Annotated in this window: 14 protein-coding genes; 7 read left to right on the top strand and 7 right to left on the bottom strand. The window is 63.6% G+C overall.

All coding sequences use genetic code 11. The features are described 5' to 3' along the window. Positions 1 to 3 precede the first annotated feature (3 nt). Complete coding sequence (locus RAD10_RS10440; RefSeq protein ID WP_461617507.1) at positions 4 to 465, bottom strand: NUDIX domain-containing protein; 462 nt, start codon at positions 463 to 465, stop codon at positions 4 to 6. A 106-nt stretch (positions 466 to 571) separates the two neighbouring features. Between RAD10_RS10440 and RAD10_RS10435 the strand changes: the two genes are divergently transcribed. Continuing rightward, entirely contained in the window at positions 572 to 1693 is a 1122-nt protein-coding gene (locus RAD10_RS10435; RefSeq protein ID WP_461617379.1) for a DUF1236 domain-containing protein, read from the top strand. Positions 1694 to 1741: 48 nt separating this feature from the next. Here the strand turns inward: RAD10_RS10435 and RAD10_RS10430 are convergent, their stop codons facing one another. Then, entirely contained in the window at positions 1742 to 2701 is a 960-nt protein-coding gene (locus tag RAD10_RS10430) for a lytic transglycosylase domain-containing protein (RefSeq protein WP_461617378.1), read from the bottom strand. A 185-nt stretch (positions 2702 to 2886) separates the two neighbouring features. Here RAD10_RS10430 and RAD10_RS10425 point away from each other — a divergent pair, with 185 nt between their 5' ends. Then, complete coding sequence (locus tag RAD10_RS10425; RefSeq protein ID WP_461617506.1) at positions 2887 to 3921, top strand: L,D-transpeptidase family protein; 1035 nt, start codon at positions 2887 to 2889, stop codon at positions 3919 to 3921. Positions 3922 to 3927: 6 nt separating this feature from the next. On the opposite strand, the gene RAD10_RS10420 is transcribed toward RAD10_RS10425, so the two are convergent. From RAD10_RS10420 to RAD10_RS10410, 3 genes are all read right to left on the bottom strand, one after another. After that, positions 3928 to 4203, bottom strand: a complete 276-nt coding sequence (locus tag RAD10_RS10420; RefSeq protein WP_461617377.1) for a hypothetical protein — start codon at positions 4201 to 4203, stop codon at positions 3928 to 3930. 77 nt (positions 4204 to 4280) lie between these two features. Then, positions 4281 to 5138 (bottom strand): VOC family protein, encoded by an 858-nt coding sequence (locus RAD10_RS10415; protein WP_461617376.1) that lies wholly within the window; start codon positions 5136 to 5138, stop codon positions 4281 to 4283. A gap of 148 nt (positions 5139 to 5286) precedes the next feature. Further along, a complete protein-coding gene (locus RAD10_RS10410; RefSeq protein ID WP_461617375.1) occupies positions 5287 to 6489 on the bottom strand; it encodes a urate hydroxylase PuuD in 1203 nt (400 codons plus the stop codon). 178 nt (positions 6490 to 6667) lie between these two features. Here RAD10_RS10410 and RAD10_RS10405 point away from each other — a divergent pair, with 178 nt between their 5' ends. Next, positions 6668 to 8032 carry a PQQ-dependent sugar dehydrogenase gene (locus RAD10_RS10405; protein ID WP_461617374.1) on the top strand — a complete coding sequence of 455 codons (1365 nt, stop codon included), beginning with the start codon at positions 6668 to 6670 and terminating at the stop codon, positions 8030 to 8032. A 44-nt stretch (positions 8033 to 8076) separates the two neighbouring features. Here the strand turns inward: RAD10_RS10405 and RAD10_RS10400 are convergent, their stop codons facing one another. Continuing rightward, entirely contained in the window at positions 8077 to 8877 is an 801-nt protein-coding gene (locus tag RAD10_RS10400) for an SDR family NAD(P)-dependent oxidoreductase (RefSeq protein ID WP_461617373.1), read from the bottom strand. Positions 8878 to 9126: 249 nt separating this feature from the next. Here RAD10_RS10400 and RAD10_RS10395 point away from each other — a divergent pair, with 249 nt between their 5' ends. The 4 genes from RAD10_RS10395 to cyoD are packed head-to-tail and all read left to right on the top strand — an operon-like array spanning position 9127 to position 12974. Continuing rightward, a complete protein-coding gene (locus tag RAD10_RS10395) occupies positions 9127 to 9960 on the top strand; it encodes a cytochrome ubiquinol oxidase subunit II family protein (protein WP_091964603.1) in 834 nt (277 codons plus the stop codon). Then, entirely contained in the window at positions 9950 to 11950 is a 2001-nt protein-coding gene (gene cyoB / locus RAD10_RS10390; protein WP_461617505.1) for a cytochrome o ubiquinol oxidase subunit I, read from the top strand. Before RAD10_RS10395 ends, cyoB begins: the two co-directional genes overlap by 11 nt. Next, on the top strand, positions 11950 to 12591 hold the full coding sequence (locus RAD10_RS10385; protein WP_104465877.1) for a cytochrome (ubi)quinol oxidase subunit III: 642 nt from the start codon (positions 11950 to 11952) through the stop codon (positions 12589 to 12591). The genes cyoB and RAD10_RS10385 overlap by 1 nt, the downstream gene beginning before the upstream one ends. After that, entirely contained in the window at positions 12588 to 12974 is a 387-nt protein-coding gene (gene cyoD, locus RAD10_RS10380; protein ID WP_461617372.1) for a cytochrome o ubiquinol oxidase subunit IV, read from the top strand. Before RAD10_RS10385 ends, cyoD begins: the two co-directional genes overlap by 4 nt. Before the next feature lie 217 nt (positions 12975 to 13191). Here cyoD and RAD10_RS10375 read toward each other — a convergent pair whose 3' ends face one another. After that, positions 13192 to 13980: a thermonuclease family protein gene (locus RAD10_RS10375; RefSeq protein WP_179735506.1), complete on the bottom strand. Its 789-nt coding sequence runs from the start codon at positions 13978 to 13980 to the stop codon at positions 13192 to 13194. Positions 13981 to 13988: the final 8 nt, after the last annotated feature.

Raw genomic sequence — 13988 nt, 5'->3', positions numbered from 1 at the left:
TCGCTATTCACCGCCGGCCAGCCGCGCCAGCCGATCGAGCAGCGGGCGTTGTCCCGCGTTGATCTTTTCCCGCGCCTCTTCGAGCGTGAACCATTCGGCACGGTCGACCTCCGGGAAGACTTGCCGTTTGCCGCTGCGCGGTGGCCATTCCATCTCGAATGTGTTGCTGCGAATGCGGCGCACATCGATATCGAGCTCGGCGGCGAACGCGATGACGAGCTTGCCGCCGCGCTGCTTGACCTCGCCAAGCGCGATCAGCGGCCCGGACAGCTCGAATCCCAGCTCCTCGGCAAATTCCCGTCGCGCGGCGGCCTCCGCATCTTCTTCGTCCGCATACTCGCCCTTGGGGATCGACCACGCGCCGAGATCCTTGTTGCGCCAGAACGGCCCGCCGGGATGAACGAGGAGAACCTCGAGCTTCCGGCGTTTGCGATAGGCGATGATCCCGGCACTCTTCGATGGCATCGCAGGTTCCGTGCAGAAGCGGTCCGCTTTGTCTCGGGAAAAAGTGGAACCGGCCGTTTTAGCGCAGGTTAGTAGCCAACGTTCATTTGAAAAAAGGGAGTGAACCATGATCCGCCTGTTGGCAACCACCGCATTGGGGCTGGTGCTGGCGAACGCCGCCTTCGCGCAATCGCCAAGCACGACCACGAAGTCCGAGCAGACGCCGCAATCCCAATCAAATTCCACAGCGCCAGCGACGACCTCGCCGTCCGGCACGGCAGGCACGCAGCAGACCACATCGCAGCCGCAGCAATCACCGTCGACAGGAACCTCGGCACAGACGACGCAGAGCACCGCGCCGTCCTCCGGGGCTGCCAATTCCGGATCGGGCACGTCCAATGCTGCGAACAGCACGGACACCTCGCGGCCGCAGAGCGGCACGGCAAGCTCGAACACGACCGGCAACCAGCCCGCGACCCAGCAGGGCGCCAACCCGCCGCCGGCAAACACGAACCAGGCGCAGGATCGGTCCAATCCGCCGCCGGCCAATAGCAATCAGGCCCAGCAGGCGCCCGCTGCATCCGGGACCAACCAAGCTCAGCAGGCGCCGACTGCGCCAACCGGCAATCAGGCGCAGGGCGAGCGGTCCGGAACCAACTCTCAGGCGGCTGCGCAGACCAACGTCAATCTGAACCGCCAGCAGGAGACCAGGATCAGCACCTCGATCTCGCACCTGAACGTTCGGCCGCTGACCAGCGTCAATTTCTCGCTGAATGTCGGCACGGTGGTGCCGCGCGATGTGCATCTGTCGACACTGCCGCCTGACGTGGTCGAGATCGTGCCGCAATATCGCGGCTACAGCTTCGCGCTGGTGAAGAATGAAATCGTCGTGGTCGATCCGGCGACCTACAAGATCGTGACGGTGCTACCGTATTCGGGGCAGTCCACGGCAACGACGACCACCCGCGAGCGTAGCGCCAGCAAGTTCTCTGACCGCGATCGCGATGCGATCCGCAAGCATGCGAAAGCTCGTCCCGAGGGCCGGAGCGAACGGCAGACCACCGGAAGCACCGCACGCACCGAGATCCATGTCGGCGATCGCGTCCCTGATAGCGTCGAGGTCGAGGAATTTCCGAGCACGGTCTACCGTGATGCGCCCGACCTGCGAGAGTATCGCTACATCCATCGCGATACCCGGACTTATGTCATCGAGCCTCGCGAACGACGCGTGATCGAGGAGATCGACTAGTTCACAGCCGTCGGAAGCCGCCCATCGGGCGGCTTCTCGATTTGTGTGTCAGATCGCCGAACGTTCGCGCGCTGCAATGCGGATGGCGCGAGCCTTGGTGCCCTTCGCCGCGCGGGCTGCAATCATGCCCCTCGCCTTGCCACGGGCCGAGGCGTTCTTGTGGAGCAGGGATACGAGCCGCTTGCGCGCGCGGTTTGTCGACAGGCGCACCGCAAGCTGTTCGGCCTTGCGAATGATGGTCGCGACCGAGGGTGTCAGGTTGACTGGGACCCAGGCGATATCCTTCGCCTTGGAGAGGCTGCCGATGCCCTCGCACGGCGCCTCGCGCGGCAGGTCGATCCTGATCGCGAGCGCCTCCGACCGCTCGGTCCAGTCCTCAGCCTTGGTGCCGGTGATGATGCGGACATAGTCGCGCGTCTCACGGGGCAGCTCGCTCTCCTTGGCGAGCCACTTCTGAACGCGGCCGGGACCGGCATTATACGCAGCCGCGGCGAGGCCGAGATTGCCGAAATCGTCGCGAAGCTTGCGCAGGAATTTTGCCGATGCGGGCAACGCCTGCATGGGATCGAAGGGATCGTCGAGCCCGACTTCGGCGGCCGTCCCGGGCATGAACTGCGCCACGCCCTGGGCGCCGGCCTGGCTCACCTCGTTGGACTTGAAGCGGCTCTCCTGCCAGAGCAGGCGGGCAAAGAATGGAACGGGAATGCCGCTGGCCTCGGCGGCCTCGCGAAGCGCGTGGCAAAATCGCTCGGTGGGGGAAACCGGCGCCTGTAGGGCTGGCTCGTCCGCGCGGGGCGGCTCGATCACCTGCTCATGGGCGGCACGCGCGTTGGCGAGCTCGATGGCCTGCACACTTGCGAGGAAGAGTTCGACCACCGGAACAAGTGGGGAGGCCCGATTGTTCTGAATAACGGCGCGGTCGAAAGTTGATGTTTGCCGGGACGCCGACGGATCGAAGTCGCACATCAGAATCATGAACGCGGCGCAAGCCGCGATGACAAATCGCATTTGCGGAGACAACCTCGAACTGTGTGATGAACGGCCAGCGGTGCGCCGGCGATAAGGAGTTCTTAACCGTCCGATTGCGGCAAAGCTGCGGTCTCGTCGGTTCCTTCGGTGTTACTACGGTGTTCCCAAACAGAAACTTCCCGCGGTTTTGCGGACCTTTATTTTGCGAATTGGGACGAGCGATGATGATGCGATGGATGCTTGGCGCGGTGATGTCGCTGTGGCTCATCTGCCCGGTGCTCGCGGGCAATCTCGATGCAAAAGCGGTGAATGATGCCGCGCGGCCCGCAAAACAGCCGGCCACCGACAAGCTCAACGCATCGGTGGTGAAGCTTCAGGTCCTGCTCGATCGTGCGCAATTCTCGCCCGGCGAGATCGACGGCAAGCTCGGCGAGAACGCGCAGAAGGCGCTGAAGGCATTTGCCGAGCAGAACGGTATCGCATCCGAGAAGGGAATTGCGCCCGAACTCTGGGACAAGCTGACGGCAGCGAGCGAGGGAGCCATTGTCGTCGACTACAAGATCGACGAGGCCGATGTAAAAGGACCTTTCCTGAAGGAGCTGCCGGCCAGGCTCGATCAGATGAGGTCGCTCAAGGCGCTGAGCTACACCAGCGCGCTCGAGGGGCTCGCCGAGAAATTCCATATGAGCGCGGATCTGCTCAAGGCGCTCAATCCGGGAAAGTCCTTTGACAAGGCCGGAGAGACGATCGTCGTTGCGAATGTTTCCGCGCGAAAGGAGCTGCCGCGCATTGCACGTCTCGAGGTCGACAAGAAACTGGGAACGCTCAAAGCGTTCGACGGCAGTGGTGCTCTGCTCGCGTTCTATCCGGCTTCAATCGGTAGCCCGGATCGTCCGACGCCGAGTGGCACACTCAAGGTCACGAGCACCAACGAGAAGCCGACCTACCACTACAATCCCGAGTACAAGTTCAAGAGCGTTAAATCCAGGGAGCCATTCGACATCAAGCCGGGCCCGAACAATCCGGTGGGATCGTACTGGATCGGGCTGTCGGCGCAGGGCTATGGCATCCACGGGACGGCGGAGCCCGACAGGGTCAGCAAGTCGGCGTCCCACGGCTGCGTCAGGCTGACCAATTGGGACGCCCGCACGCTCGGCGACAACACCAGGCGCGGTACGCCCGTCGTCTTCCTCGATGCGCCGACGGAATCTTCCTCGAAGCAGAAGGGCAAGACGGCCGGCAGGCGCGCCGCGAATTAGTTCATGCTAGCCCTGGGGGAAATCCTTGCGCATCGCCATCTCGGCGGCATCGCCCGGCGACAGCACGGTCTGATCGAAGGCCGCTTGCGGCTTCGTCATGATGTCGTAGAGCGAGATGCCCTTGATCGGCTTGCCCATGAGCTCGCGGACGCAGTCGGCGAGCGTGCCGTTGTAGACGAGATAGGGCGGACCTCTGTCCTTCTGCCTCTCGCCCTTGAGTGACGGCCACTTCTTCAGCTCGGCCGGCGCGTCATAGGCGATCGGCGATCCCTCTTTGAACATGCGTTTGGCCCCGGTGGCTTGGATTGCAGGGAATCCTAGAGCCGCCGGGTAAACACGCGTTAAAGAATTAGTTCAAATCAGCCGGCAATGAAGGCGAGCAGGGTGCCGTTGGCCTTGGCCGGCGGCACACAGATCGCCGGCCCGCTGCGCACCGCTGCCGAACCCAGCGCTTTTTCGGTCGAAGCCAGATCGCCGCTGACGAGCACCAGCGCCGCGCCACCGCGCTCGGAGAGGCCCGCGAGGGGCACGCCCGGATAGCGTTTGGCGAGCTGGTCCAGTGTCAGATAGACGAAGTCGGCACGATCGCCGCCGGAGGGCACCCTGACCGCGCCATCGGCCTCGGCGGTCGGTGCGCGGTCGATCAGCCTGCCGAGATGCGCGGCGTCGTTTGCCGGCTCCGGCGTTGCGATCAGCGTCTGCCTGATCCGCTTCGCCGCATTGGCGTGTTTCATCAACTCGGGAATCCAAACCGTGTCACGCGTCTTGTGCTGGCAGGCGAAGATGCGTACCCCGCCGGGCGCTTCCGCGGTCGGCCACATGAAGGTGCGGAATTTGGCCGCCGAGACCGTGCCGTCAGGCAGCGTGACCGGGCGCTCGAAATCGGTCGGGCCGATCGGCGTGAAGCCTCGTGCGCGGATCTCCTCGGCACCTTCAGCGGAATCGACCGCGGTGAAGGCGATGCGCTCGATGCCTTCGCCGCGCTTGTCGAGGAAGGCGCGCGCCGGCGCGTTGTGCTCGGTCGCCGCGAGCACGCCCAGCAGCTCCATATAGTCAGGGTCGAACATGATGGTGTAATTGCCGGTGCCCATATGCGCGCTGTGGGTGCCGCGCGGCGACACGGTGAAGCCGAGCTGCCGATAATTCTCGGCAGCCTTGTCGAGGTCTTGAACCATGACCACAGCGTGGTCGATACCGATGACGTTCTTGAGGGCCACTGTTCTTTCCCCGCGCATGCAAATGACTTTGGGCCGCGTCGGCGGCCGCTGGTCCTGTCTACGCCGGATAGGCGGTCAAGTCATTTTCAATTCAGTAGGAGATGCGGAATTTCATTCCGCGAAATGATCTGTCGCCGCGCGGGCAGCATCAGCGGGCCTGCTCAAGATAGGCGGCGAGGATCGCGCGCTCCTCGCCGGTCATTTCGGTGATGTTGCCCGGCGGCATCGCGCTCGACCAGGCCGCGACGCGGCCGATCAGGCGGATGTTGCGATGGATGTGCTCGGGCGCATCGAGCAGGATGCCCTTCGGCGCGGTCACGATGCCGGCCCAGACCGGCTCGGCGGCGTGGCACATGCTGCAGCGGGACATCACGATCTCCTCGACAGCGGCAAGCGTCGGCTGTGTCGGCAGTGCGCCGGACTTGACCTCGCGCGGTCCTGCGGCGGAGAGGAAGAGGATCGCGACCATGCCGGCCGCGGCCACGCCCCACACCCACCACGGCGATTTGCGCCCCGCGTGTCGCTCGTTGAAGAAGTGGCGGATCACGGCGCCCAGCGCCAGGATGATGGCGACGATGATCCAGTTGAAGCGCGTGGCGTAGAGCAGGGGATAGTGGTTGCTGATCATCAGCACGACCACGGGGAGCGTCAGGTAGTTGTTGTGGACCGAGCGCTCCTTGCTGGCTTTGCCGAGCCTTGGATCCGGCGGCTGTCCTGCGATCAGGCTGGCCACGATCTTCTTCTGGTTCGGAATGATCAGCGCAAAGACATTGGCCACCATGATGGTGCCGATGATGGCGCCGATCTGGTTGAAGGCGCCACGGCCGCTGAGCACATGGATGAAGGCAAAGGTCAGCGCGACCAGGAACAGATAGCCGCCGATGGCGAAGGGCAGTTCGCGCTGGGCAAGCCCGGTGCGGCAGGCGGCTTCATAGAGCAGCCACGCCAGTGCCAGGCTCGCGAGGCTGAACAGGCCGGCCTGGAACGGCGTGAGATCGAGGATCGATTTGTCGACCAGGAACAAATCGGCCTCGAGATAATACACCACCACCATCAGCGCGAAGCCGGACAGCCAGGTGGTGTAGGCCTCCCATTTGAACCAGGTCAGCTCGTCCGGCATCTGGGAGGGTGCGACCAGATATTTCATGATCCGGTAGAAGCCGCCGCCATGGACCTGCCAGGCTTCGCCCTGCACGCCGTCGGGCAAGTCACTCGTTCGGTTGCCCTTGGGCCTGAGGCTGAGGTCGAGGGCGATGAAATAGAAGGAACTGCCGATCCAGGCGATCGCCGCCACCACGTGGAGCCAGCGCAGCAGCAGGCTCGCCCATTCCGATATGATGGATCCCCACATGATCATCCCGTCAATTGCGACAGCGATGCCGCAGCTTTGATGACCGCAACCCCCGCCCTTACAATGTGTCGCACCTATCCGCGGTGTTTTCCAGTACGATGGGCGCAACTGATGCACATCGTGCGGGCATCGGTTGACGTGGGATGCGGCAGAGCTTCGACCTGTCGCGGTGGTATCGATGTTCGAGATCGCAGGCCGGGAGGACAATTTGAAGAGCAGAATTTCGTCCGTCGCGATATCCGCGGGGCTACTGATTGCTACCGGTGCACAGGCCGAGCCGGTGTTGCAGGGCAAGGACGCTTATGGCGATTGGAAGGCTGACAAGCCGGGCACGGTCAGGCTGATCCGGCCGCAGGATCTGGTCAGGCCCGGCGCCACGCGCTCGGTTGCGAGCTCTTCGCGCGTGGTGCCGCGCCCGGCCGAGGCTGCGCTCCAGGTGCCGGCGGGCTTCAAGATCGAGCTGTTCGCCGAAGGCCTGCGCGCGCCGCGCATCGTGCGGGTGGCGCCGAACGGCGACGTCTTTGTCGCGGAGACGCGGGCCGGCACCATTCGCGTGCTTCGTGCCGGGGAGGGCAACAAGCTCGCGACCAATGAAGTGTTTGCCAGCGGCCTGAGGCAGCCATTCGGCATCGCCTTCTTCCCGAACGGTGACAATCCGCAATGGGTCTATGTCGCCAACACCGACAGCGTCGTCCGCTTTCCCTATCAGGCCGGCGATCTCAAGGCGCGCGGCAAGGCCGAGACGATCGTGCCGAGCCTGCCGCATGACGGCGGCCATTCCACCCGCGACATCGTCTTCACGCCCGACAACAAGCGTATGCTGGTCTCCGTCGGCTCGCTCAGCAACGTTGCGGAAGGCATGGGCACGCCGCCGGGCGGGATGGAGGCGTGGGCGAAAACGCAACCGCTCGGCGCAGCCTGGGCTAGCGAGACCGAACGCGCGGCGGTGTTGGCTTTCAATCCCGATGGCAAGGAGCGGAAGATCTACGCCACCGGCATCCGCAATTGCGTCGGCCTTGCGATCCAGCCGCAGACCGGTCTGCCCTGGTGCTCGACCAACGAGCGCGACGGCCTCGGCGACGATCTCGTGCCCGACTACGTGACCAGCGTGAAGGAAGGCGCATTCTACGGCTGGCCCTGGTTCTATATCGGCGGCAACGAAGACCCACGCCATGCCGGTGCGCGGCCGGATATCAAGGACAAGGTGACGACCCCCGACGTGCTGGTGCAGCCGCACTCGGCCTCGCTCGGCATGGCCTTCTATCACGGCACGCAGTTTCCGCCCGAGTATCAGGGCGACGCCTTCGCGGCCGAGCATGGCTCCTGGAACCGGTCGAAGCGCACCGGCTACAAGGTGATCCGCATCCGGATCAAGGACGGCAAGCCGACGGGTGAGTACGAGGATTTCGTGACGGGTTTTGTCGTCAGCGACACGGAAGTGTGGGGGCGGCCGGTGGGAGTCACCGTGGCGAAGGATGGATCGCTGTTGGTGTCGGAGGATGGCAACGGCACGATCTGGCGAGTGACGCACGCGCCGCAGTGACGGTGCACCCCTCCAGGGGAGGGTAAGAAAGGCGCTCGCCTGACCTACCCCCGTCTCACGCTGGCTCCACCATCCACCGGCAGCGTCACGCCCGTAATGAAGTTCGCCTCATCGGACGCCAAAAACAGCGCGGCGTTGGCGACGTCCCATCCGGTGCCCATTTTCTTGCGCAGCGGTACCTTGCTGTCGCGTTCGGCTTCGACCTCGGCGCGGGTCTTGTGCCATTCGCGGGCGCGGGTGTCGACGGCCATCGGCGTGTTCATCAGGCCGGGCAGGATGACGTTGGCGCGGATGCCGTATTCGGCGTTCTGGTAGGCGAGCTGTTCGGTGAAGGCGATCATTGCCGACTTCGTCGCCTTGTAGGCGACATAGGGATAATTCGTGATTGCCGCCATCGAGGAGATGTTGATGATGGCGCCGCTTCCTTGCGCGCGCATGATCGGGATCACTTCTTTTGCCGCCAGGATGCAGCTCTTCAGATTGATGGCGACGACGCGGTCGAACGCGTCCTCGGTCAGTTGCAGCAGCTCGGCATCGCCGCCGGACAGGCTGACGCCGACATTGTTGTGCAGCACGTCGATCCGGCCCCAGCGCGACTGCGCGTCCTTAACCATCGCCTTGATGTCGGCCGACTTCGTGACGTCGGCCTTGAAGGCCGCGGCGGTGCCATGTTTCGCGGTGATCATCGCCACCGTTTCCCGCGCCGATTCCAGATGATGATCGACGCACAAGACCTTTGCGCCCTCGCGCGCGAAGGTCAGCGCGGTGGCGCGGCCATTGCCCATGCCTTCGCCGGGGCTTTGTCCGGCCCCGACGACGATGGCGACCTTGTCCTTCAAGCGCATCTCGGTTCACTCCCTGATCCCGGACTTCTCATTATTTTCGTGCAGATTAGCAATCGCCCCGACCGGGGAGAAGGGCGCGGCTTCTGCGTTCATGTCATTGACATCGCATGGAATTGCATGTTGCGCCGGCCCAACGCGCATGGCTGGCCCTTGCGGTTCAGGAACCGTTCTGAGGTCGCCGCGTTTGTTGCGGAGCCTTTCCCGCGCTAGGCTCTGTCCCGGGGCTTCCCAACCGCCAGTGGCTTGCCGATGAATCTGCTCGACCCACAAGGGCCCGTGGCTGCGGCCAACAGCACCATTCTGGTCGATTCCGTCTTCATCATGCTCGTGATCGTGGTGCCGACCATTTTCGCGATTCTCGGTTTTGCGTTCTGGTTTCGCGCCTCGAATCCAAAAGCGCGCTACCAGCCTGACTTCGTCTATTCCGGCCGCGTCGAGATGGTGGTGTGGGCGATCCCAGCGCTCACCGTCATCCTGCTCGGCGGCGTCGCCTGGATCGGCTCGCATCAGCTCGATCCCGCAGCACCCGTGCCAGGGACTGGAAGCCCGGTGCGGATCCAAGCGGTTTCGCTCGACTGGAAATGGCTGTTCATCTATCCGGACCAGCGCATCGCCACCGTCAACACGCTGACGGTGCCGGCCGGCGCCGAACTGAACTTTCAGCTGACGTCGTCGAGCGTGATGAACACGTTCTTCATCCCGCAGCTCGGCAGCATGATCTACACCATGAACGGCATGGTGACGAAGCTGAACCTGCGCGCCGACAACGAAGGCAAGCTGCAGGGGTTGTCCGCGCATTTCTCCGGAGACGGCTTTCCCGACATGATGTTCGACGTCAACGTGGTCTCGCCGCTCGCCTTTCCGGAATGGGTTGCGACCACGGCGAAGACCGATGCCGTGCTGAATGAGGACAGCTACAAGAAGCTGATGCAGCAGGGCGTCGAGAAGGGCAGGCCGATCTATCGCCTGGAAGATCCCCGCCTGTTCGATCTGATCGCAACCCAGCACATTCCGCCGGGACCGGGGCCGGAACTGCTCTCCGATGCAGGCCGTCCGCACAGTGGAGGCCATGATGCTCGGTAAGCTCGATTGGTCGGCCATTCCGTTCGATCAGCCCATCCCGCTGGTCGCGGGTGCAGTGGTGCTGGTCGCGATCCTGGGCGTGCTGACCTGGGTCGTGGTGAAGGGGCATCTGCCCTATCTCTGGAGCGAATGGATCACCAGCGTCGATCACAAGCGCATCGGCGTCATGTACATCCTGCTGGCCTCGGTGATGCTGCTGCGCGGCGGCAGCGACGCCATCATGATGCGGATCCAGCAGGCCGTCGCCTACCAGTCACAGGGCTACCTGCCGCCGGAGCACTACAACCAGATCTTCTCGGCGCACGGCACCATCATGATCTTCTTCGTGGCGATGCCGTTCGTGATCGGGCTGATGAACCTCATCGTGCCGCTGCAGCTCGGCGTGCGCGACGTCGCTTTCCCGACGCTCAATTCGGTCGGATTCTGGCTGACGGCGACCGGTGCGCTGCTGGTCAATCTCTCGCTCGTGGTCGGCGAATTCGCGCGCACCGGCTGGCTCGCCTTTCCGCCGCTGTCGGAACTATCCTATTCGCCGGGCGTCGGCGTCGATTATTACGCCTGGTCGCTGCAGATCTCGGGCGTCGGCACGCTGGTGGCCGGCATCAACCTCGTCACCACGGTGCTGAAGCTGCGCACCAAGGGCATGAATTATCTGCGCATGCCGATGTTCTGCTGGACCACGCTGGCCTCGAACCTCCTCATCGTCGCAGCGTTCCCTATCCTCACCGCCACGCTCGCGATGCTGCTGCTCGACCGTTACCTCGGTTTCCACTTCTTCACCAACGAGGCCGGCGGCAACGTCATGATGTTCATGAACCTGATCTGGGCCTGGGGACATCCGGAGGTCTATATCCTGGTGCTGCCGGCCTTCGGCATCTTCTCCGAGGTGGTCTCGACCTTCTCCGGCAAGGGGCTGTTCGGCTATCGCTCGATGGTGCTTGCGACCATGGCGATCTGCGTCATCTCCTTCATGGTCTGGCTGCATCATTTCTTCACGATGGGGGCGGGGCCGGACGTCAATGCCATCTTCGGCATCGCCAGCATGATCATTGCGGTGCCCACGGGCGTGAAGATCTACAACTGGCTGTTCACGATGTATGGCGGCCGCATCCGCTTCGCGACGCCGATGCTGTGGGCGGTCGGCTTCATGGTGACATTCATCGTCGGTGGGTTGACGGGCGTCCTGCTCGCGGTGCCACCGGCTGACTTCATGCTCCACAACAGCATGTTCCTGGTGGCGCATTTCCACAACGTCATCATCGGCGGCGTGCTGTTCGGCGCCTTCGCCGGCTTCGAATACTGGTTTCCCAAGGCGTTTGGCTTCCGCCTCGACGAACGCTGGGGCAAGCTGGCGTTCTGGTTCACCTTCCTCGGCTTCTTCATCACTTTCATCCCGCTCTACATCGCCGGCATGCTCGGCATGACCCGGCGCATGCAGCATTATGATGTCGCGGCGTGGCGGCCCTGGATGATCGTTGCAGCAATTGGCATGGCCGTGCTGACGATCGGGGTGATCTGCCAGATCGTGCAGCTCGTGGTCAGCATCCGCAACCGCGAGGCGCTGCGCGATCGCACCGGCGATCCCTGGGACGGCCGTTCGCTGGAATGGGCGACCTCGTCGCCGCCGCCGGTGTTCAACTTCGCCTTCAATCCCGATGTGCGCGGCGAGGACGCCTATTGGGACATGAAGGTCCATGCTCAGCAGCAATCGCTCGAACGCGACGGGCCGGAATATCAGGACATCGAGATGCCCCGGAATTCCCCGACCGGCTTCGTCTGCGCGTTCTTTGCCACTATCATGGGCTTTGCACTGATCTGGCATATCTGGTGGATGGTGATTTTGGGCGGCCTCGGCGCGTTCGCGACCTTCGTCGTGTTCGCCTGGCGCGACCATGACGAATACATCATTCCCGCGGAGGAGGTCGCCGCGATCGACCGCGTCAATCTCGAGGAACGACGCGGCCTCATCAGCATGGCGGGGGCGGTCTGATGGCGATGACGGCGACCGCTGGCCGTGCGCATGCCGATCCCCATCACATTGGGCTCGTCATCGAGCATCCCGGACCCGCTTCGAAGCGGATCGTGACCGCCTACGGCTTCTGGGTCTTCCTGCTCTCCGACATCGTGATGTTCTCCTGCTTCTTCGCGGCCTATGCGGTGCTGTCTGGCCAGACTGCCGGCGGCCCGAAGGGCTCGGAGATTTTCGAGCAGAGGAACGTCGCGATCGAGACCGTCTGCCTGCTGTTGTCGAGCTTTACCTGCGGCATGGCCAGCATTGCCGCCGATGTGCGCAACCGGTTCTGGTTCTATCTCGGCATGGCCGTGACTTGTCTGTTGGGACTCATATTCCTGGCGATCGAATTCCGCGAATTCGCCGACCTCGTCGCGCGCGGCTATGGCCCGTCGCGCAGCGCGTTCCTGACCGCGTTTTTCTCGCTGGTCGGCTGCCACGGCCTGCATGTCTCGGCCGGCGTGCTGTGGCTCCTCACCATGATGGCCCAGGTGTTCGCGAAAGGCTTTCGCGCCGACGTCCTGCGCCGGATGATGTGCTTTGCGCTGTTCTGGCACGCGCTCGACATCGTCTGGGTCGGGGTGTTCTCCGTCGTCTATTTGCTTGGGAGTGCCGCATGAGCGATCAGAGCCACGCGCGGAGCGACCACGACCTCGCGCCGGGCGAGGAAGAGCAGCACAGTGTCGGCACCCGCATTCTCGGCTATGTCGTCGGCCTTGTCCTGGCGCTGCTGCTGACGGCGACGTCGTTCTTCATCGCCGGCACCGATCTGGTCTGGCAGCCATCCATCCCGGTTGCGTTGATCGTGCTGGCGATCGCGCAGATGGGGGTGCATCTGGTGTTCTTCCTGCACATCACGACCGGCCCCGACAACACGAACAACGTGCTGGCGCTGGCCTTCGGCCTGCTGGTGGTCTTCCTGGTGGTGGGCGGCACGGTCTGGATCATGGCGCATCTGAATGCGAACATGCCGCCGATGGACCAGATCATGCGGATACAGTGAAAGGACCACCAAAAAAGAAGAGCCGCTTGTGTGACAAGCGGCCCAAGTCTAGGGAGGAAACGCCCAAGCAAGGCAATCAGGCCGGAGCCGGATTGCTGCCAAGGAAACGCCCGCGCAAGCGCTTGCGTACCTTAATGAGTGCAGCAACTCGCGAAGGAGTTCAATTCCGGATCAATACGGTCATGGACTACTACTCACGGATGCGTGAGGGAATTATTCACTTCGGCCGGCGGCAGTTGTAGGCCTTGCGGAAGCCGGCCGCCTGGGCGTCGTCCTCCGAGCAGAACCAGCGGTCCGGCTTGGTGGTCGCCGGGTAGCTCGGACAACCCCGCAAATGATAGATGCCGATGTTGCCGGTGACGCGTGCGCGCACTGCGAGCTTTCCCTTGATGCTGCAACTCGGCGGCATCGTCAGCTCCTCCGGGAACAGCACGGCGCGAATTTCCTTGTCGCGGTCCGGGCGGCAGGCGGCGCCCAGCAGTGCGCCGTCCTTCTTGCCCGCGCGGAAGTCTTGCGGTGCAACAAAACAGCCCTTCCAGATCCCGGCGGCGGCTGACTTGGCCTCGGCCACGGCCGGCTTGACGTTCGCCTTGATCGGCTCCCGCGCAACGGCAAAGCCGAGCTTGACCAGCTGTTCGTTCAAGCTGGCCTTGTCGCCCTCGGCCGTGCAGATCGCGCGGTGCCGTTTGCCAAAGCTCTTCTCCGGCCCGACATCGTCACAGCGCACGGAGCGCTTGTTGATCAGCTTCGCCAGCTGGTCACGAGCCTCGATGCCGCAGGTCCAGGAATCGGCGTGGTCGTCGATGCAGACCTGGTCCAGCTCGGGCGCGTCGACGCCGTCGAGCCGGTAGGTGACGTCGCCAAGCTGGATGGAGTTGCCGTCGCGGACTGTCGCGGCGGCGGTCAGCGCGGAAGCCGGTTCGGAAGACGCCAGGACTCCGGACAAGGCGAAAAACAAAACGAGCGCAAAAGCGCGGGCGGCGGCAAAGACATTTCGGAAGGACATACGGTCTC

This window comes from Bradyrhizobium sp. 23AC, from assembly GCF_054863025.1.
Note: the sequence above shows the minus strand (reverse complement) of the source record. Positions and strands in the feature narration are given on the sequence as shown.

Coding starts and splice junctions, on each gene's coding strand:
- RAD10_RS10440 (WP_461617507.1), bottom strand. CDS start 465: ATGCCATCGAAGAGTGCCGGGATCATCGCCTATCGCAAACGCCGGAAG.
- RAD10_RS10435 (WP_461617379.1), top strand. CDS start 572: ATGATCCGCCTGTTGGCAACCACCGCATTGGGGCTGGTGCTGGCGAAC.
- RAD10_RS10430 (WP_461617378.1), bottom strand. CDS start 2,701: ATGCGATTTGTCATCGCGGCTTGCGCCGCGTTCATGATTCTGATGTGC.
- RAD10_RS10425 (WP_461617506.1), top strand. CDS start 2,887: ATGATGCGATGGATGCTTGGCGCGGTGATGTCGCTGTGGCTCATCTGC.
- RAD10_RS10420 (WP_461617377.1), bottom strand. CDS start 4,203: ATGTTCAAAGAGGGATCGCCGATCGCCTATGACGCGCCGGCCGAGCTG.
- RAD10_RS10410 (WP_461617375.1), bottom strand. CDS start 6,489: ATGTGGGGATCCATCATATCGGAATGGGCGAGCCTGCTGCTGCGCTGG.
- RAD10_RS10405 (WP_461617374.1), top strand. CDS start 6,668: ATGTTCGAGATCGCAGGCCGGGAGGACAATTTGAAGAGCAGAATTTCG.
- RAD10_RS10400 (WP_461617373.1), bottom strand. CDS start 8,877: ATGCGCTTGAAGGACAAGGTCGCCATCGTCGTCGGGGCCGGACAAAGC.
- RAD10_RS10395 (WP_091964603.1), top strand. CDS start 9,127: ATGAATCTGCTCGACCCACAAGGGCCCGTGGCTGCGGCCAACAGCACC.
- cyoB (WP_461617505.1), top strand. CDS start 9,950: ATGCTCGGTAAGCTCGATTGGTCGGCCATTCCGTTCGATCAGCCCATC.
- RAD10_RS10385 (WP_104465877.1), top strand. CDS start 11,950: ATGGCGATGACGGCGACCGCTGGCCGTGCGCATGCCGATCCCCATCAC.
- cyoD (WP_461617372.1), top strand. CDS start 12,588: ATGAGCGATCAGAGCCACGCGCGGAGCGACCACGACCTCGCGCCGGGC.
- RAD10_RS10375 (WP_179735506.1), bottom strand. CDS start 13,980: ATGTCCTTCCGAAATGTCTTTGCCGCCGCCCGCGCTTTTGCGCTCGTT.